This is a genomic window from Burkholderia sp. S-53 (genome assembly GCF_025560745.1).
Taxonomy (GTDB): domain Bacteria; phylum Pseudomonadota; class Gammaproteobacteria; order Burkholderiales; family Burkholderiaceae; genus Burkholderia; species Burkholderia pyrrocinia.
This window is the reverse complement of sequence record NZ_CP090484.1, coordinates 2,224,861-2,244,502: the sequence shown is the minus strand read 5'-3', so window position 1 is coordinate 2,244,502 and position 19,642 is coordinate 2,224,861. Positions and strand designations below refer to the sequence as shown.

The window sequence follows — 19,642 nt, the reverse complement described above, 5'->3', positions numbered from 1 at the left end:
ATTAATCCCACCACCAAAAGAACGTCAAATACTGTTTCATTAGGCTCCATTCTTCATCTCAAAATATCAATATGTATTGCAATCGATATATGTTTGATATTCTCCACATCGAAATTGCGAGTGCCATCGCTTTATTAAACCGAGAGTCCGATTCGAACAAGTCCGAATTCGGAAAATAATAATGAGATTGCCGTTATGTCGATAGCAGCAACACTCCGAAACTTTGCAGCAGGTCTTGTCGACCGGAACAGGCGACCGGTCGCCCTTCATTTCGGGCGAGCGCAACGCGCAGTCGGTCATCTGCTGGCGCTCCATCACGCCGACATCCGCGAAGGGTTGATGTCGGGCATCGATGGGCACCTGACCTGCGTTTCCACACGCGATCATCTATCCCCCACGCTGTTTCTCGGCCTGCCTGTATCCGTGCTGCTGACGACCGACCGGGGCAACGTGCGGACGATCGATGCGATCGTGCGGGACGTGCATGTCGGTCAATCCGACGGCGAATTGACGGTGTACCAGTTGCGCGTTTGTGACGCGCTTTCGTTGATGGACTACCGCACCAACTCCCGCGTATTCCGGTCGCTGAGCGTCATCGATATTCTTGCCACGCTGATGAACGAATGGCGACAACGCAGCGCCGCACTCGCGCGTGCATTCGATTTCGACCTGTCTGGATTGCGAAGCGAACGCTATCCGGCACGCGAACTGACGCGGCAAGTCAACGAATCGGACGCTCGATTTGTGCGCCGACTGCTGCGACGCGAAGGCATCACGGTTTTTGCAAAGGCCGGGCCGGTCGATGGGGCGCGCGGCGTGGCCGACGAGCAGCCGATCCACACGCTCGTATTCTGCGATGACCCGTTTCGATTGGCGGAATCGCCCGCAAATACCGTGCGCCTTCACCCGCGCGACGCGGGAACCGAGCTACGCGATACGGTGACGCTGTTCGCGCGTTATCAAAGCGTGTCTCCGGGCCAAGCCAGCCGCCCGTCGTGGGACTACAAGAAGGCCCGCATGGACGTCTATGCCATCGCAAGCAGCCTCGATCAGGGCGACGCCGGCAACGACCTTGCCCGATTGCTGACCGATGTGGCGATCGACATTCCGCACGTGGGCGATTCGTGGAACGACCACCACCGCATCACACACGACCGGATACTCGCCCACCAGTTCGAAGCGGAGCGATACGACGGTATCAGCAGCGTGCGCGATATGCCGGTCGGTTACTGGTTCACGCTGACGGGCGATCCCGAACTGGACATGAAACTGGCCGAACAGCGGCAGTTCGTCGTGACGTCGGTTCGGCACGATATCTTGAACAACCTGCCGAAAGACCTGACGAGCCGCGCGATCGCGCTGTTCGCGGCGAGCCGGAACCTCGCGCAAACCGCACCGCTCGCGCCGGTCGATGCGTCGGGGCAGACGGACACGCGCTACGAGAACAGTTTCACGTGCGTGCGCCGCGGTGTGCCGCTCAAGCCGCCCTATGACCCGAAGATCGACCTGCCGCCGGCTCACCTGCTGACCGGCACGATCGTAGGCACGCAGGGAGACGAAGTGTTCTGCGACGAAGCCGGCCGCGTGCGCGTGCAGATTCACGGCTTCGATCCGGCGGACCATGCTCATGCCCAAGGTGCCGGAACGAACGGCTCGGCCGGTGACAGTGCGCCGATACGTGTCGCGGCGAGTCTCGCGGGCGGCAACTTCGGTGCGCTCTTCCTCCCTCGCGTCGGCATGGAAGTCTTGCTGGGGTGCCTGTCGGGCGATCCGGACCGGTTGGTCATCATCGGGGTTTTGAGCAACGGCGCAAACCCGCCCGCGACTTTCACGCATACCGGCGCGCTACCCGGCAACCGTTACGTGTCCGGGATCAAGACCAGGGAGATCAAGGGTCGTCGGTACAACCAGCTTCGCCTGGACGATACGCCGTCGCAAATCTCGGCACAGTTGGCGAGCGAACACGCGCATACGCAATTGAATCTGGGGTATCTGACGCAGCCCCGGAAGGACGGGCACGGGAACGACCGGGGCGAAGGTGCGGAGCTGCGGACCGACGCCGCCGCGGCATTGCGAGCCGCCCAGGGCATGCTGTTATCGACCTATGCGCGCACATGCGCGACCGGCGGTCAGCTCGATCGCGATGAACTGATACACCTGCTCGACCACTGCACCGAACTGTTCAAGTCGCTCGGCGACTATGCCGGCCAGCATGGTGGACAGTCCGCCGATACCGCCGGGCAGAACAAGCTCGTCGATGCGTTCCGCAACTGGACGCCTGGCGCCTCGGAATCCGATGCCGCCGCCGACGCGTCCGCACTGATGGCGTTCGGCGCACAGGCGGGATCGCTGCACGTCACGCCTAAAACGCATGTCATGTATGCGGGCGAGAACATCGACCAGATCGCACAGCAACACGTGCAGCTCACCAGCGGCGAGCGTATCAATCTGCATGGCGGGCACGGCATCGCGATGTTCGCGCATAGCGACGGCGTATCGGCGATCGCGAATCAGGGAAAAGTCACGATCCAGTCGCAGAACGACGACACGCAGGTGGATTCGGCGAAGAACATCCAGTTGACTGCGGCCGGCGGCACGCTTGCCGGCATGGCCAATGATCAGGTGGTGCTTGTCACGTCGGGCGGTGCGTATCTCAAGCTCGACGGCGGCAACATCGAACTTGGTTGCCCCGGCATCTTCACGGTGAAGTCGGCGGGCCACGCGTGGGATGGTCCGGCCAGCATGAACGCCGATATGCCGAAGTTCGACAAGGCGCCGCTTGGCCGCGTGCCGAAGCTCGTTCGCGCGACCGATGGCGATGCGGTGGCGGGATTCGACGGGCAAATGCAAAAGGCATCCGGGGCGCTGTCGAACCTGACGACCGACACGGCCGGCGAACTGCCGGCAGTCCATGCCGACCAGTTCGAAAAGCTGGCGGTGCAGTTCATCAAGAAGAACGTTTAAGACCATGACCGAATCGTTTCTCGATCCTCGGCCAGTAGCGGACACGCGCGCCGACGAACTCTCCACGACGACCGATGCACCCGACACGGCTGCATCGCGTTCCGAACCGCCGTCTATCGTCGTCGGCCGAACCGAAGGGCCGATGTTGTTCGACAAGGACAAGCGGCTTATCTGCATCAAGCAACTTCCGTTGCCCGGTGTCGTCATCTTCGTCCACGGCGTCAACTCTGAAGGCGAATGGTTCGAAGCGTCCGAAGAAGGACTGTGTGACGGCCTGAATCGTCGGCTCGGTCGCCTGGACGATCAGATGAAATATCTCGGTGTCGATGCTGGACAGCTGATGCCCGCGAAGTACACCGAGAGCGTGACGCAGGATGGGTTTCTGAATCCGAAGCTGCTGCCCGACAATTACGTCAAGCCCGATCCGTCGTTTTCGCCGGTCATCCATTTTCGTTGGGGCTACAAAGCGACACTGGACGAACTGAAGGAGTACGGCGACAAGATCTTTCTCAACGAGAAGGACTATTGGGGCGGCGGTCCGTTCACCAACGGCTGTTCGAGCCTGCCCGATCTTTGGCACGGCGGTCTCGATGACCGCGCGTTCGGTTGGACGTCCGTGCAGGGCATCAACCCAACCAACCGGCCACTGTATCGCGCACCGCCGCGTGCGTATGGGGTACTTGCGGCCTTGCGCCTCGCCAAACTGATCGAGTCGATTCGCAGAATGCAAGCCAACGTACCGATCACGGTTGTTTGCCACAGCCAAGGCAACATCGTCGGTCTGACAGGGGCATTCTTCGGCGACGCGTTGGAGGAAGTTGAAGACCCGTGGGGGCGTAACGGGCGATGCGTTGCGGACGCGTATGTACTGGCGAATGCTCCATACAGTTTCGCCACGGGTGAAGGACAGCAAAAATCCAGCACGTTCATGGACACGTGGTCACAGCGCGGGACGAAGGACCACATGGGAAATCGCGGGCGGCAAACCTACGCGGCGCGTACGCAGACATTTGGAAGGTTTCTGTCGATCATCGGTGCGCGTACGGAATTCGAACCATCGCCCGATAAGGTCGATGAGGACATGGCGAATGGCCGCGTATCGCCGACAAGCAACAAGTCCTATGCCGCACGGGATGACCGTGCGCGTCACGGACTGAATGGTTCGACGTTTGGGCGCGTCACGTCATATTGTTGTCCGCACGATCAGGTGATCTCGGCGGTGACCGTGCAGGGTATCGGTTGGCGCGGTATCGGCAAGCACGAACTCGACGACATTGGCGCATCCGGCTTCCTGACACAGCGCGTGTTCGCGTCCGGCTTCCCGGTCGGTGTGCAGAAGGCCTATCGATATTGGGAAGACGACTGGCGGCATGACAAGAAAGGGACGACGCCCGGCTTCTGGTATCCGCCGTCGCCGCCGGCCAGATTCGGTCTGATCGGTGCGCTCAAAGGAAACGAATCGATCTTCGGGATGATGGGAACGTTGATCACTGCGCCAATCCTGTACGCGGCGACCGCGGCAACTTCCGCAATGAAGCTGTTTCGTGTGAACGAAGATCCGCCGAAGGGATGGACGGTCATTGCGGATGCCCCTGCCCTGGACGAGGCGTTTCCGCCGAAGGCGCTGCGGTTCGGCAAGCCGATCGAGACGAAGGACGGTGATGCGGTGAGTGACTTCAACGAAGGTAACGATCCGCCGTCTGCATGGCGCGACGCGAGCAAGACCGATGCGGACAAACGGGCCGACGATCCTTACGACCAGTACAAGGCGAAGAACCAGGACGGTGACGCCCACGGCACGGCCGAGAGTGAAGCCGGACAGCGTTACGAGGACCGCGCGCTGATGCGCATGGAGGCACGCCGCACGTTGAACAAGGAATGGATCGACAGCCAAGGCCACGTTATCGGTGAGGATGGGAAGAGCGATCTACCTGACGGCTACAAGGAATGGCGAGACCAGAAAATTGTCGACTGGCTTGATCGCGGTACGACTAACAGCCCGACGAACCACTCAACGACGATGACCAACCCGGAGCATGCGAAAAAGGCGCTTGCGTACGATGTGGCGATTGGTCCGTGTTACCTGACACTCGATCAACTCAACGATCTGCGAATTGAGGCCGATTGGCGGATGGGTAATGGTATTTCGGAAGACCACCCGAATAGAAAGTACTACGACTATTTTGCGCGTGGTGAGATTGACGAACTACCGATGGAAGAATGGGTGCATGTCAAGAACAGCGAAGGCAACATTCCCGCTTCGATCTCGGACGAGCGTGAAGGCGAGTTCTATCTGAAGATCGGAGGTGTGATATGAAGGCACTGATCGCGACATGGCCGCGACGCATTGCCATCGCCGTTATGGTATGGGTAATCGCGATCCCACTGATGGCCACACTAATGGCACACGTAGAACAACCGGACCCGGCACACTTGGAAATAGGAGATTGGATGAAACGATTCGTAGTCGTGCCCGGCTTGCTGGCGCTCACGATGTTTCTATTCACCACGGCCATAACGCGTACGGCGCACGCAGTGCCGCCGCCCACTCCAGCCACTAGCGTCGTCACTCATACCGAAGAACTCGCCGAGCCCTTCGTTGCGCAGGTTGTTGGTCTGATTTGGCTGAATCCATTACAACGCAAGGACTACCCGACGGAATGGCAAACGTTGTGGGTGCAAGGACTTACCGCGCCGAACAAGAACGACGACATGGTACGCACGGACCCGGAGTCGTTCGCAACGCTCAAATCAATTGGGGCGTTAGTGTACGGCAATCGCGGGAAAGAGACGTTTAGGGGCTTCTATCGCAAGTACATGTACGATTTTCCGCTGTTGCTTCGCTCGCGATATGCGACAAACCCAAAGTATTTCTACACCGTGAGTCCTGACGATCGTAACGACTGGCGAGAATTGGCGGGTATTCGTGTCGAACTTGCTATTCCGGATCGACTGGATGCAGTCGACTCACAAAATTACTTGCGAGACTCGATTCGAAAGACATTTTCGATCGGAAATCCGAATTTCCCAAAGGTATGGAGCCGCAACACTCCCCCTGATGTACAAGTCACGCAAGGCGGCGCAAACACCGGATTCGCGTCACTGAACAAGGCGCTGGACTACCTTCAGGCGAATCCGGACAAGAGCGTGTGGGTAATGAACTGGGATGCGCCTAGCTTCCCGCCCACGGATGCGCAGATCAACGAGAACCTCGTCGTGCTGTTCCTCGCCGGCCCGACCTTCAACACCGAGCGCGAACCGCTCGCATGGATCGGCAAGGCTGTAACTGGCGACACCGACGAATTTTCGAAGAAGGTCGGCACGACGCGAACGGTGCAGGCATGGAAAGCAACCATCGATCAGGCAGCGCACAACGCGGGGATCGCGGTTCCGGACATCAAGTACATCGTTCACGATGCCGGTGCCGGTAGTGACGCCGCATCGGCACGACTTGTCGGGCTGTCGCAGACACTCACTGAAGTCCTGCCCGAATACGACCACCAGAAACAGACGTTCAACACGGCAGCGCTGCTCGGCGACATGGGAACCGGTAGTGCATTGACCGACGTTGCGTTGGCAATCGGTCGGATCAATCACTACGGCGGCAATGCACTGGTCGCCGGCACGACCGACCCGGAGCATCCCGTAGCAGTTATCGTCATGCCGCCATCGAAGCTGACGCCAATCGATCCGAACAAGGACTGGTTCCGCGCGCGCGGTGGGAACAATGCTTACCTGCCGTGGTGGGGGCGCCGTCACGATACGAACTACGGAATGCAGGGTTATTCATGGTGATGTGAACCGACGCGCGGCGTGTTGCGTGCGAACGTGACCGCCGCACCGAATCACTCGGGAGACGGGTTATATGCGAGGAATTGTTCGAGTAGGCGACATGCACACCCACGGCGGCCGGGTTGAATCCGGAGCCGTAAGGAGCAAGGTGATGGGCCGCGCGGTCGCACGAATTGGCGACGCGTGTTCATGTCCGATTCACGGACCCGGTGTGATTGCCGAAGGTGACATGACGTTCGATGTCGAAGGCCGCGACGCCGCATTCGACGGTCACAAGACCTCCTGCGGCGCGGAGTTGATTTCTTCGCTGCAAACGTCCGGGCGCGTCTGAATGACGCAGATTCGACGCATGACTGCCGAACAGTTTCAGCTGTTGCGGCTGCAGGATACCCGGATCAAGCCCGTCAACCATTGGGCCTTGTTCGAAATCTTCGTCAAGGGCCGGTCGCAGCGGACGCTCGCTGCCGAACTCGGCATCACCTCTTCCGCGATGTCGCAACTTGTGCGGAAGGCCTGGCAAAGGTATCTGGAACTGCCGGGCAGCGGCACGCACCTGACCACACTGACGATCACGATCCCGGCGAAATACGAAAGTGCATTGCATGCGTGGGTGCGTGACGCTCACCGACTGGCCGGGCCATCCGATCCACAATGACGACTTGATCGCACCCCGGAGAACGGTTGCGACCACTTCCCCGAATCGCAATCGCTGCGGGTCAGTGCCGCGTGTCCGCCGCAACGCTGCGACGGGGCCAGGTCGCACGCCCCACTCCACCAAGAAACAAATTCCCCAAATCCACATCCAAATAAAACGTTATTCCATATCAAGCTTAATCGTCGACCAATTTTGGATCCATTTTCCCCTCTGTCCCCCGTATCATTTCTCCCATTCAGAAATGAGCAAGAGACGGACATGAGCGACGCCACCACCCTGCACTACCTCGACTACGCGGCAACGACGCCCGCGGATCCCCGCGTGATCGAAGCGATGACGGCCTGCCTCGGCTTCGACGGCATCTTCGGCAATCCCGCATCGAGCTCGCACGCCGCCGGCCGGCTGGCCCGCGAACAGGTCGAGCGCGCACGCGCGCAAGTCGCCGCGCTGATCGGCGCGGATGCCGACGAGATCGTGTGGACGTCGGGCGCCACCGAATCGAACAACCTCGCGCTGAAGGGCTATGCGGAAGCCGCGACCGGCAAGCGCCACCTGATCACGAGCCGCATCGAGCACAAGGCCATTCTCGACACGATGGCGAACCTGTCGAAGCACGGGACGTCGGTCACCTTTCTGACACCCACGCGCGACGGCGAAATCACCGCCGACGCGGTCGCCGCGGCGATCGGCCCCGATACCGGCCTCGTGTCGCTGATGCTCGTGAACAACGAGATCGGCACGCTGACCGACATCGGCGCGATCGCGCGCATCGTGCACGCCGCAGGCGCGCTGCTCCACGTCGACGCCGCGCAAGCGCTCGGCAAGACGCCGATCGACGTGCGTGCGCTCGGCGTCGACATGATGTCGATGTCGGCCCACAAGGTTTACGGCCCCAAGGGCATCGGCGCGCTGTTCGTCCGCCGCGACATCATCGACCGCATCGCCCCTCAGATCCACGGCGGCGGACACGAGCGCGGATTGCGCTCGGGCACGCTCGCAACGCATCAGATCGTCGGCATGGGTGTCGCGTGCGAACTGGCCGCCGAAAAACTCGACGGCGAGGCCACGCGGATCGCTGCGCTCGGCGCACGCCTGACGGACGCGCTGTTCGCGCTCGGCGACGTCACGCAGAACGCTGCCGCTGCGCGCCGCATCCCGCACACATTGAGCCTGACGGTGAATGCGCCTGGCTTTTTCCCGTTCATGCTCGGCGAAGCGCTCGCCGTGTCGTCGACGTCCGCATGCAACTCGACCAGCGGCGCACCGTCCCACGTGCTGACCGCGATCGGCCTCGATGCCGAGACTGCCGGCCGCACCGTGCGCGTGAGCTTCGGTCGCTTTACGACCGAGCAGGACGTCGATTTCGCGATTGCCTGTTTCCGGAAAGCGATCGAGCAATGCCGCGCGACGGCGTCGAGCGGGTTTTCCGCTTCGCGGCAGATCACGCCGGCCGACCTGAAGGCGATCCGGACTGCGGGCTTCCGCTCGGTGATCTGCAACCGCCCGGACGGCGAGGGCGACGACCATCCGGCCTTCGATGAAATCGCAGCGGCAGCCCGCGAACTGGGCCTCGAAGCGCGCTACCTGCCGGTCGAACGCGATCGCATCGGCGACGCGGAAGTCGATGCGTTCGGTGCGTTGGTCGACTCGCTGCAGAAGCCGGTGCTCGCGTATTGTCGAAGCGGGAGCCGCTCCGGCATGCTGTGGAATCGTTTGTCGAGCCGGCGTACGGCCTGACGCAGAACACTGCCCGACCAGGATGTTGCGATCGGCTTCCGCCAGCCGATCGAAGCCGAGCAGGTCGGCCGCAGCGGCATTCCACGCGAGGATGTCCCAGCGCCGCCCGGCGCCGCGCGCTGCAGCAACTACCTCGGATACTCCAGTTGCAGCGCGACCCAGCCTGACGTCGCGTCACCGTAGCGTGCCGCGATATCTGCGAGGACGCCGGGAAGCACCGCTTCGCCACGCCGATCGTCCGGAATCGTCACGCGCTCGTGCCGGATATTTGCCGGCTGCGTCAGCAAGCGCAGCCCGTGCTTCGACTCGATCACGTGCGCGTCCGCCGTCGCGACAACGTCGCTGCGCCAGGTCCGCGCCCAGGCGTCGGCTGTCAACGCAACCGAAAGTTCGTCAAGCCCGTTCCCGACCGGAAGGTCGAACGTCTCATGCCGCCAGAACGCGACGCGATTCATCAGCGCGGTCGCTACAGCACGCGAGGTCAACACGAACCGGCTACCGTCGTGCACATCGCTCCATGCTTGCGCGCCGAGCTTCCGCGCAGTCTCGCGGGCCGCTGCCGGCCCGCCCAGCGCACTCACCAATGCAAGCGAAGCGGGAATCGACGCCGACACGCCGGTTGTCGTCATGACGTCGCCGTCCATCACATAACGACGATCGTCGACCCACACCGTATCGGCAAACCGACGACGCAGGCGGTCGCGCGAATACCAGTGAGACGTCGCGGTGCGATGTCGCAGCAGGCCGGCGTTCGCGAGAACCTCTGCGCCGTCGCAGATCGCCACCATCGTTGCGCCGGCGCCGGCCTGCTTGCGCAGCCACGCCAGCACCGCGGGCCGGTCGGCACGATGCAGTGCGGGCACGATCACGACATCCGCACCCGACGGGACGGTGGCGTCGAACCGGTCGAACGTGGTATCGGCCAGCATGCGCAGCGCGGGCATCAGTTCGACAGCGCCTTCGTCGGCCGACACGGCAATGACATCGGCCGCACCGGACGTTTTCAGAATCGCGTAAGGGACGATGAAATCGGTCGTCTCCGTTCCCGCGTTGTCCGCGACGATCGCAACGAGAGGACGCCTGCGGCCCTCCTTCGGCGCGCTTGTCGTCAGCGTTCGTACCACCGGCAGCGTGTCCTCCGCCATCGTCTGCACCGGCCGCCCCAACGCCCACGCGCCAAGCATCCCGCACACGAGCAGCACCGCCGTCGGGCGCATCGCCCAGCTTGTCTTCCGTTCCCGCATCGCCCACCCGCGTCAATCGATTGCATGTCCGGGAAATTACAAGGATCATGCTCGCGGTCACAAGGACAACTCCACCGCACTTTCTGCCATGTCCCAGTCAACCGGTTCGGCACGCGACATCGTTGTCGTCGGCTTCGAAGGCGTCCAGTCACTCGACATCACGGGTCCGATGGAAGTGTTCGCGGTCGCGAACCGTTACCTTCCCGGCCATGCCGTGCCGTACCGGCTCACGCTCGCATCGCAAGACGGCGACGACATCGTCACGCACGCGGGCCTGCGCCTCGCCGGTCCGACCGCACTTGCGGCACTGCCCGGGCGTATCGACACGATCATCGTCGCCGGCGGCAACGAAGCGGCGCTGCGACACGCCGCGTCGGATGCCGGCGTGCTGCCGTGGCTGCGCACGCGGATCGCGAGCACGCGGCGAATCGCGAGCATCTGCACGGGCGCGTTCGTGCTCGGCGCCGGCGGATGGCTGGACGGCAAACGTGCGACCACGCACTGGAACCAATGTGCGGCGCTACAGGCACTGTGTCCTGAAGCACGGGTCGAGCCGGACGCGATCTACGTGAGCGACCCGCCGTTCCATACCTCGGCCGGCGTGACAGCCGGCATCGACCTGTGTCTCGCACTCGTCGAGGCGGACTGCGGTGCGCCGACCGCGCTCGCGGTCGCACGCGAACTCGTGCTGTTCATGCACCGCCCCGGCGGACAAGCGCAGTTCAGCGTCGGACTCGACATCCAGTCGAGCGCGACGCCGCGCATGCGCTCGCTGCTCACCGAAATCGCCGACGATCCGACCGGCGATCTTGGCGTAACCGCGCTGGCCGCCCGCATGCACATGAGCGAACGGACGTTTGCGCGCAATTTCTTCAAGGAGACCGGACGCTCGCCCGCGCAATACGTGCTGGCAGCGCGGGTCGAGCGCGCAAAGGTGTTGCTGGAGCGCGCCGACTGGCCGCTCGAACGGATCGCGGAACGTTCGGGATTCGGCAGCGTGGACGCGTTGCAGCGCGCGTTCGCGAAACGGGTCGGCACATCGCCGCGCGACTATCGTGCGCGCTTCGGGCAGCGACGCGACAAGCGGCAGGCGGAATAGGCCGTCACCGGATTCGGCGTCCGTAGCGATCGAGCCACGATGCCCGCCGCTCCGACGACGAGTGCGGTCACCGGCAGGTTCGCGCCGAATCAGATCGTAAGCTGCCGCTTCACACCGAAACGGACGGCTCGACGACCCCGCCCGACATCCGGCCGGCGTGCAGGTTGACGCCACGCCGGGAGGCCGCTTGTTCCACGGCGATCGCATTTCGGCAAATGCGGTGCATCCGTGCTTCATCCGGCACTCGGGACGAAAAGGAACGGGCAGGCACGCCCTCAAACAGTGCACGCATCCGGATTTTCACTACATTGCCGAAATCCGATATTGACCGGAAATTTGGCTTCATACCGTTCACGCGTCGGGCCGGAACGCGATTGCCGTTCAACCGCGGCATCGCGTGCCGCCGACGAAGTCCAGGAGCGGGCCGTCGCACAAGGCCCGGGCGGCGATGACAGTCCTGCCACGCAGGACATTCGTGACGGAGCGAACATGGATGCAAGAATCCCGCCTGATTCAGGCACCGACAGTGACGTAAGCCTCCTGCACAAGATGGGCTATGCGCAGGAACTGTCGAGACGTATGAGCGGTTTCTCGAACTTCGCCGTGTCGTTTTCGGTGATCTGCATCCTGTCGGGCGGCATTACCGCGTTTCAGCTCGCGTTTTCCGCCACCGGCGGCGCATCGATCGGCCTGGGCTGGCCGCTGGGTTCGCTGTTCGCGCTGATCGTCGCCGTGTCGATGTCGCAGATCGCGTCCGCGTTCCCGACGGCCGGCGGCCTCTATCACTGGGGCGCGATCCTCGGCGGGAAGAAGTGGGGGTGGATGACGGCGTGGCTCAACCTGATCGGCCTCATCTTCGTGATCGCCGCGATCAACTTCGGCACCTACGATCCGTTCTTCAAGACGCTGATCGCGCCGATGTTCGGCGTCAGTCCGGACAGCCTGACCTGGTGGCATCAAACGGCGTTCATCGCGTTCATCACGATCTCGCAGGCGATCCTGAACGCACGCGGCATCAGGATCGCAAGCAGGATCACCGACCTGTCGGGCTACCTGATTTTCGTGGTGACGATCGCGCTGGTCGTTTCGCTGCTCTACTACTCGCCTGTCGCGTTCGATGCGCACCGGCTGGTCACCTTCACCAATTTCACCGGTGTCGACGGCGGTGCGTGGCCGAAGCAGGCCACGCCGCTCGCGTTCCTGTCGGGCCTGCTGCTGGTGACCTACACGATCACCGGCTTCGACGCTTCCGCGCATACGTCGGAAGAGACCCACGATGCGGCCAGGAACGTGCCGCGCGGCATCATCGGGTCGGTGTTCTGGTCCGCGATCTTCGGCTACGTGATGGTGTGCGCGTTCGTGCTGGTGATGCCCGACCTGACCGCCAGCATGAAACAGGGCACCGGCTTTTTCGAAGCGATACTCGCGCCGATTCCGAAGACCTTGCGCGTCTGTCTCGAACTCGCGATGTTCTTCATCAACTACGTGTGCGGGCTCGCCGCGATCATGTCGACGTCGCGGATGGTGTATGCGTTCGCGCGCGACGGCGGGCTGCCGGCGTCGAAGCTGCTGCGCAGCGTGAACCACACGCACCGGACGCCCGGGCCCGCGATCTGGACGTGTGCGGTGCTCGCGATCGTCGTCACGCTGTACGGCGACGCGTTCTCGGTGCTGAGTGCCGGAAGCGCGGTGTTCCTGTTCATCTCGTATGCGATGCCGCTCGGCTCGGGGATGCTGGCCGAAGGCCGCACGTGGACCGAAAAAGGTCCGTTCCAACTGGGCATCTGGTCGAAGCCGTGTGCGTTGCTCGCGCTGGTCGGCGCCTGTGTGCTCGCGTATGTCGGCATCCAGCCGCCGAATGAAAAGGTGCTCTACGTGCTCGTCGGTTTCGTGGCGGCGCTCATGGTGATCTGGTACGGCTTCGGGGTGCGCAACACCTTCGCCGGGCCGCCGGTGCTGAAGGACACGCGGAACCTCGAGCGCATCCGCGAACTCGAGGCGAACGTCGATCCGTCCGTCTGAAGCGTCTTTGAAACGGGCTGAAACCGCCGATGCGCAGGTGTCACGCCCGTGATCGTCGCGAGGGTCGCGTTGCCGGTCGCAACAGACCTCGCGTACAACCAGCGCACCGACCACGCGGCCGCCGATGGTCCGGGCGGCCGCGCTGGTTCGTCACGCCGCCCCTATTCCCCGCCGCCGTAGAACTGATTCATCCGCTCGAGCTCGCCCGACTTCTGCGCGCGAATCAGTTCCTGCTTCACCTGGGCGCGCGTGATCGCTGCGGGGCCGCCCGCCTGCGACCCGGCACTGGGCATGGAGCCCACTGCGGTGGCGCTGATCGCTGCATCCGAGGGCGTGCCGGGGCTCGCGTCGGCTCCGCCGTCCGCCCGGGCAAGCCCGGCCGCACCCAGCATGCAAACGGCGGCCAGCGCCGCCTTGTACATCGTCTTCATCGTGGCACCTCATATGAAAAGACAATTCGACTCATCCAGCGTGGACGGAGCCGATGTCCGGCCGTCCGCGCGAATCGTCACACCTCGCCGATGCGACAACATCGGCCGTGACGGCATGCATCGCTCGTCGCGAATCGCGAGCATTCTGCTGCGTCACGCCAGTCATCGGCCGGCTTCGCACGTTCGAGGTTCCATCGAGCGACCTTCGGGTCCTCCTGTAACATCCCCCGGACCAGCACATTCGAATGCGAATGCGCAGCAATGCGTCGCAGCAGCTAGCGCACGCTCTTGCCTGCGCGTCGTGCCGCAACGCAGATCGAACGCTCCTGTGGCGCATCCGCGATCGGGCGGATCTCGCGCTTCGAGCTACCGCGCACCGTGCGCGGCAACCGGCAGGAATGGATTAATGATAGAGATCGGCCTGCCGGTTTAACGCCCCCTGACGAGGGGGCAATTTGGGAATTTGTCAAATTGACGGCCTAAACTGGACACCGTATGCGCAAGGCGCAAGCGGCCCGCGTTGCGACGCAGTCGCGTGCAAGCCCACCGTAGCTCAAGGGGCTCACCATGTCCGACAAGTATGTCGCGCTAGCGGGCCACATCCGGCGACTATGTTCGCTCGGCATCGAACCGCGCCTCGTCATTCCTCATGTGGTTGAAGCGACGCGGCGCATCGTGGGCGCCGACTGGGGCATGTTCTTCTATACCGACGAGCACTATGCCGTATCGGACGTCTACAGTGAAAACGACGCCGTCTATCAAGTCCTGCCCATCTACTTTGCCGACGTCCACAACACCGAAAAACAGGAAGTGCTCGGCGTCACGTTCTCGGATGCGATGCGCCGCGGCCGCGGCTTCGAAAACAGCGCCCGTTACGACGCCGCGCTGCTGAAGAGTGCCATGTATGCGGAGCTGTGGCGGCCGGTCGGCATGCGGCATTGTCTCGAGCTGACGGCGACAGACGGCACCCGTGGCTGGGGAAGCCTGAAATTGTGCCGCGCGCCCGGCGCACGCCCGTTCTCGGAAAAGAATCATCGCGACATCGCGCCCTTCGCGCGCCATATCGCGCATGCGCTTTCATGCCCGATACGCCAGCCGCCGCACGAAGCGGAAGGCAGCCAGTCGGCGATCATGGTCATCGACAACACCGGGAAGGTCTTGCTGCAGAGCGAGGACAGCACCAGAATGCTGGCGCTCGCTTCCGGCGAACCGCTTGCGTTCTATCGTCGCGACTGCTTTCCGAACTGGCTTGCGCCGCTGCTGACGAACGTCAATCGCATCTGGTGCGGCCTCCCGGTGGCACCCGCCACGATGGAACGCCGCAATGCGGCCGGCCGCTTCCAATTCAAGGCCTATCGCTTTGCGCATGCGGGCGCGATGCACTGCGAACAGGCGATCGTGATCTACATCGAGCATTTCCGCCCGCACGAACTGGAAATCGAGCGACTCGGCTTCGAGTTCGGCCTGACGGAACGACAACGGCAGCTCTGTTCGCTACTCGTCCTCGGTCACTCGCAAACCGCCATCGCGCGCGGCCTCGCGCTGCGCGACAGCACCGTCGTCGATCATGTACGAAAGATCTACCGCAAGCTCAACGTGCACAACCACGACGAATTGCGCAGCGTCTTTCGCGTTGGCCAGCACGACTAGCGTCGCACGTGTGTCGCGTCGAAAGCGCAGCCGCCACCGCACGGCACGGCAACTTCGCTCGCGCCGATTTCGCCCGGCATCGTCGAATCAGACGGCGGAAAAGCAGTTGTCGACGAACAGGTGGGTGCCGTTGACGAAACTCGACTCGTCGGACGCCAGGAACAGCGCGGCCGCCGCGACTTCCGACGGCTCGCACAGCCGGCCCTGCTGAATCGCGATCGCCGCTTCGGTTGCGTCGACGCCCATCGCCTGCAGGTCCTTGAGCTCGCGCATCCCGTGCGGCGTGCGGATGAACCCCGGCGCCAGCGCGTTGCAGCGAATCCCGCGGTCGCGATACTCGACCGCGATGGCCCGCGCGAACATGTGGCACGCACCCTTGGTCGCGTCGTACAGCACTTCGCCCGGCGTCGCGCAGACCGCGGAGATCGACGACGTACACACGATGCTGCCACGCCCGTTCTCGAGCATCTGCGGCAGCACCGCCTTCGTCATCAGGAACATGCTCTTGACGTTCACGCCCATCAGCCAGTCCCATTCCGACTCCTCGATGTCGAGGAACGGTTTGACGATCAGCGTCCCCGCGTGATTGAACAGGATGTCCGCATTGCCGTACTGCTCCCGCGCCGCATCGACGGCCTGCCGGACCTCCGCCTGTTTCGACACGTCGGCGCCCAGGCCGATCGCCTGCAGGCCGGCATCGCGCAGCCTCGACGCGAGCGCTTCGGCGGCGTCGCCGTCCCGGTCGACGATCGCGACCTTCGCGCCCTGGGCGGCGAACAGCTCCGACGCAGCGCCGCCGCATCCGCCGGCGCCGCCGCTCACGATGGCGACCTTGCCGGCCAGGCGGCCGTCAATCCTTGCATTCATGCTTCGTTCTCCTGTCTGGTTCGATCGGCACGCTCAACTGAACAGCGTCCGAAGATGATCGTTGAGGAAGTAGCCTTCGGGGTCCACGCTGCGGCGCAGCGCGCGGAATGCTTCTGCCTTGGGGAACCAGCGGTCCACGTCTTCGCGGTTCGTGAAGTGCAGCTTGCCCCAGTGCGGACGCGAGTCGTAGTCGCGCAGGATGTCGTCGACGTCCTTCAGGAACGGCCAGTAGTCGACGCCGTTCGGGCCGCCGGAGCATGAAATGGTGACGCTGTCCTGGTGGTTGAACGGGCTGATCCACGCCGGGTCGCCCTTCGTGAAGCGGTACTCGACCGGGAAAATGCAGTCGCGGTGTTTCGTGAGAATGAGGTCGCGGACGCGGCGCAGCGCTTCCTTGCCGTGTTGCGCGGGCACCGCGTACTCGAGCTCGTGGAAGTTCGGCACGTAGTGGATCGCATACACCTCGGAGCTGTAGGCGATCTTCTCGTGCTCGCCTTCATGGAACGTGCGCTCGGCGGTGACATCCATCACCTTGATCTCGCACACGTCGTAGTCTTTCTTCGAATTCGACACCTTGGCGGTGTCGGGCAGGCAGTACAGGTGGCGGCTTTCGGACGTCGGACACCAGAAGAAGCCGAAATGCCGATGCTGCGCCGCCAGGTCGTCGTATTGCTCCATCAGCGCTTCGAAGTCCTCGCGCCAGACACGGTCGTGCAGCCAGAACGCGTCGGTCACCTGCAGCGTCATCTCCGAGACCACGCCGAACATGCCGATATTCACCTGCGTCGCATGGAGCAGGTCGAGGTCCTTCCCGTCGCTCACTTCCATGATCGAGCCGTCGGGGCGCACGATGCGCATCCCGACGACCTGCGACGACAGGTTGCTCAGCGTCGTCCCCGTGCCGTGCGTGCCGGTGGCGAACGCGCCGGCAATCGCCTGCGAATCGATGTCGCCCTGGTTGACGAGCGACAGGCCGATGTCCTTCAGGTGACGCGTCACCGCATTGAGCTTGGTGCCGGCCTTCACCGTCACGCGCTTGCGCGCTTCATCGACATCGACGATGCCCTGGTAGTCCTGAAGCGACAGCAGCAGGCCGCTCGTCGCGACGATCGGCGTGAACGAGTGCCCCGACCCCGAGCAACGGACGTGCTTGCCCTGGCGCGTCGCGGTGCGCACCAGCTCCGCGATCTCGGCCTCGCTGGTCGGCGACGCCAGGTGCGCGGCCACGCACGACTGGTTGCCAACCCAGTTTCTCCAGAATCCGCCACGGGGAAGTTCCATCGATGTCTCTCCAGATAGGCACCGCGGTGCGTTGTCGGCATGGCTCGGCGGGTTGGCGGATGGCGGTTGGCCGCCCCGCCGCCCCGCCGGACCGCTCGGTGAAACTCGACGCGCGCGGGTACGCCTCTTTCAGGTCCGCACAGGCGCGCGGCAGCGCACGCATGCCGGCGGGCGGCTGGTCCTCGTTCGCGTGCCCGGGGACGTCCCCGGGCGCCCGGCCGTTGCGTCGTATTCATGCCAAAGGTAGGTTGCCGAAACGCTTTCCACTATCGGATTTCGGCAAGCGAGGGTTTCCACGAGGCTGCGCTTTTTGACCGGCTCATCAAGCGGCTACAATGAATCGACCCGGCCCGCCCCTTTCCGCCCCGATGACGCCGTCTGCCCACCCGAGCGATTTCTCTGGCGCCCCGCTGTTCGCGCGAACGGTCGCGTTCTGCGCGTTCACCGACGTGGAGGAACAGGCGCGGTCGTTCGAAGGCTGGAACCTGAATTACACGCAGATCTCGGGCGGCCTGTTTCATGGCTCGTCGTCGATCGTGTCGCTGGGCGGCATCAAGCTGCTGGTCGAGGACCTCGACAAGGTGATCCTGCAGCGGGGCGCGGTACCGCCGGACCGGATCGCCGTGGCCGTGCCGCTGGAGCTGGAAGGCCACGCGCGCATGTGCGGCGAGAAGAGCGGGCGCGACAGCCTGCACGTGTTCTCGAGCCTGCCGGCATTCGAGTTCTACTCGCCCGACCGGCATGTGCTCGTGAATGTCGAAATCGAGCCCGACAAGCTGTCGACGCAAGCGATGCGCACGGTCGCCGCATCGCTGCGCGCACGCACCCTCGCGCCGCTGATCCCGATGCCCGCCTGCGTTGCGGACCAGCTTCGCGACCTGCTGCGCCGGACGCTGGCCGCCGCGGCGAAAAGCACCTCCGTCGAAGACGCGACGACGCACGACCGGATCGAACTGCTGGAGCGCACCGTCCTGTATGCGATCTCGGAAGTGTTGACGGCGGCCGCGCCGGAGGCCGGCGCGCAAGCCGCGCGCCCGACGAAGTACTGGTCGCTGGTCAACGCCGTGCAGGAGCGGCTTCAGGACGCATCGACCTGCCCGCTGTCGATCGCCGAACTGTGCGTGCAACTCGGCATCAGCCGGCGCACCGCGCAGTATGCATTCCACGACGCGCTCAACCTGAACCCCATTGCCTATCTGCGGGCCGTTCGACTGAATCACGCACGTCGCGAGCTTCGGCTCGGCGAATCCGTGACGTCCGCCGCGACCAAATGGGGCTTCTGGCACCTGAGCAGTTTCGCGCAAGACTATCGCGCGATGTTCGGCGAGTTGCCGTCGGCCACGGCCAGGCGCTACGCGCGCCACGCAACCTGAACACGTAGCGCGGTTCGGCGGCCGGTGCCGACCTCGCACCGGCCGCCGCCCTGCCCGCTACGTCACTCGTCCTGCTGTTCCTGCTGCGCCTGCACCTGCCGCTGCTGGATGAACTGCCGTACGTCGCTCATCGTCACGCGGCCCGTGTGCTTCGCATCGATCTCGTCGAAGTGCTTCGACACGAAACCGAGCCCGCTGCTCTGCGCCTGCGCCTTCGTCACCGCCGCGCCGTTGCTCAGCACCGTATTGGCGCCGAGCCTCGCGTCGACGCGCCGCTGCGCCTGCTGCTGCAGCGTCGCACCGGTCGACGGCAACACCGGCGCCGCACGCGTGGCAGGAAAGAACGGACCGTCGACACCGCGCCCGCCATGCGGCAGCTTCACCGGCGCCACCGCCTGCGGCGGCAATGCGTAGACGCTGCTCACGACAGCACCGAGGACGATCAACGCAGACAACCGCCGAATCAATTTGATTAGGGACATGATCACTCGCATTCAATGGATGAATAGAGGGTTCCTCTGACAAGG

16 protein-coding genes are annotated in these 19,642 nt (G+C 63.5%); 10 read left to right on the top strand and 6 right to left on the bottom strand.

The genetic code is table 11. From position 1 onward, the window contains the following. Window positions 1–195 precede the first annotated feature (195 nt). From LXM88_RS32240 to LXM88_RS32215, 6 genes are all read left to right on the top strand, one after another. Window positions 196–2,964 (top strand): type VI secretion system Vgr family protein, encoded by a 2,769-nt coding sequence (locus LXM88_RS32240; protein ID WP_262543498.1) that lies wholly within the window; start codon window positions 196–198, stop codon window positions 2,962–2,964. Window positions 2,965–3,106: 142 nt separating this feature from the next. Continuing rightward, window positions 3,107–5,281, top strand: a complete 2,175-nt coding sequence (locus LXM88_RS32235; protein WP_441301342.1) for a T6SS effector phospholipase Tle3 domain-containing protein — start codon at window positions 3,107–3,109, stop codon at window positions 5,279–5,281. After that, window positions 5,278–6,759 carry a virulence factor gene (locus LXM88_RS32230; protein WP_262543496.1) on the top strand — a complete coding sequence of 494 codons (1,482 nt, stop codon included), beginning with the start codon at window positions 5,278–5,280 and terminating at the stop codon, window positions 6,757–6,759. Before LXM88_RS32235 ends, LXM88_RS32230 begins: the two co-directional genes overlap by 4 nt. Before the next feature lie 70 nt (window positions 6,760–6,829). Beyond that, window positions 6,830–7,087, top strand: coding sequence for a PAAR domain-containing protein (locus tag LXM88_RS32225; protein ID WP_262543495.1), 258 nt, complete (start codon window positions 6,830–6,832; stop codon window positions 7,085–7,087). An 18-nt stretch (window positions 7,088–7,105) separates the two neighbouring features. After that, window positions 7,106–7,411, top strand: a complete 306-nt coding sequence (locus tag LXM88_RS32220; RefSeq protein WP_262543494.1) for a transcriptional regulator KorA — start codon at window positions 7,106–7,108, stop codon at window positions 7,409–7,411. A gap of 258 nt (window positions 7,412–7,669) precedes the next feature. Then, window positions 7,670–9,148, top strand: coding sequence for an aminotransferase class V-fold PLP-dependent enzyme (locus tag LXM88_RS32215; RefSeq protein ID WP_262543493.1), 1,479 nt, complete (start codon window positions 7,670–7,672; stop codon window positions 9,146–9,148). 128 nt (window positions 9,149–9,276) lie between these two features. Here LXM88_RS32215 and LXM88_RS32210 read toward each other — a convergent pair whose 3' ends face one another. Beyond that, the gene (locus LXM88_RS32210; RefSeq protein ID WP_262543492.1) at window positions 9,277–10,392 is read right to left on the bottom strand and encodes a DJ-1/PfpI family protein; all 1,116 of its coding nucleotides are present in this window, start codon (window positions 10,390–10,392) and stop codon (window positions 9,277–9,279) included. Window positions 10,393–10,480: 88 nt separating this feature from the next. Between LXM88_RS32210 and LXM88_RS32205 the strand changes: the two genes are divergently transcribed. After that, window positions 10,481–11,491, top strand: a complete 1,011-nt coding sequence (locus tag LXM88_RS32205; RefSeq protein ID WP_262543491.1) for a GlxA family transcriptional regulator — start codon at window positions 10,481–10,483, stop codon at window positions 11,489–11,491. Window positions 11,492–11,600: 109 nt separating this feature from the next. Here the strand turns inward: LXM88_RS32205 and LXM88_RS32200 are convergent, their stop codons facing one another. Further along, window positions 11,601–11,837 carry a hypothetical protein gene (locus LXM88_RS32200; RefSeq protein WP_262543490.1) on the bottom strand — a complete coding sequence of 79 codons (237 nt, stop codon included), beginning with the start codon at window positions 11,835–11,837 and terminating at the stop codon, window positions 11,601–11,603. Window positions 11,838–11,980: 143 nt separating this feature from the next. On the opposite strand from LXM88_RS32200, the gene LXM88_RS32195 reads away from it, so the two are divergent. Further along, window positions 11,981–13,513, top strand: a complete 1,533-nt coding sequence (locus LXM88_RS32195; protein ID WP_262543489.1) for an amino acid permease — start codon at window positions 11,981–11,983, stop codon at window positions 13,511–13,513. Window positions 13,514–13,674: 161 nt separating this feature from the next. Here the strand turns inward: LXM88_RS32195 and LXM88_RS32190 are convergent, their stop codons facing one another. Then, window positions 13,675–13,944, bottom strand: a complete 270-nt coding sequence (locus LXM88_RS32190) for a DUF4148 domain-containing protein (RefSeq protein WP_262543488.1) — start codon at window positions 13,942–13,944, stop codon at window positions 13,675–13,677. 675 nt (window positions 13,945–14,619) lie between these two features. Between LXM88_RS32190 and LXM88_RS32185 the strand changes: the two genes are divergently transcribed. Continuing rightward, the gene (locus LXM88_RS32185; RefSeq protein ID WP_262543487.1) at window positions 14,620–15,594 is read left to right on the top strand and encodes a helix-turn-helix transcriptional regulator; all 975 of its coding nucleotides are present in this window, start codon (window positions 14,620–14,622) and stop codon (window positions 15,592–15,594) included. A gap of 87 nt (window positions 15,595–15,681) precedes the next feature. Here LXM88_RS32185 and LXM88_RS32180 read toward each other — a convergent pair whose 3' ends face one another. Both LXM88_RS32180 and LXM88_RS32175 read right to left on the bottom strand, forming a co-directional pair. Then, window positions 15,682–16,461 (bottom strand): SDR family NAD(P)-dependent oxidoreductase, encoded by a 780-nt coding sequence (locus tag LXM88_RS32180; RefSeq protein WP_262543485.1) that lies wholly within the window; start codon window positions 16,459–16,461, stop codon window positions 15,682–15,684. A 33-nt stretch (window positions 16,462–16,494) separates the two neighbouring features. Continuing rightward, on the bottom strand, window positions 16,495–17,742 hold the full coding sequence (locus tag LXM88_RS32175) for a D-arabinono-1,4-lactone oxidase (RefSeq protein ID WP_262543484.1): 1,248 nt from the start codon (window positions 17,740–17,742) through the stop codon (window positions 16,495–16,497). A 335-nt stretch (window positions 17,743–18,077) separates the two neighbouring features. On the opposite strand from LXM88_RS32175, the gene LXM88_RS32170 reads away from it, so the two are divergent. Then, window positions 18,078–19,115 (top strand): helix-turn-helix domain-containing protein, encoded by a 1,038-nt coding sequence (locus tag LXM88_RS32170; protein ID WP_262543483.1) that lies wholly within the window; start codon window positions 18,078–18,080, stop codon window positions 19,113–19,115. A 62-nt stretch (window positions 19,116–19,177) separates the two neighbouring features. Here LXM88_RS32170 and LXM88_RS32165 read toward each other — a convergent pair whose 3' ends face one another. Continuing rightward, window positions 19,178–19,609 (bottom strand): 2-oxoglutarate dehydrogenase, encoded by a 432-nt coding sequence (locus LXM88_RS32165; RefSeq protein ID WP_262543482.1) that lies wholly within the window; start codon window positions 19,607–19,609, stop codon window positions 19,178–19,180. Window positions 19,610–19,642: the final 33 nt, after the last annotated feature.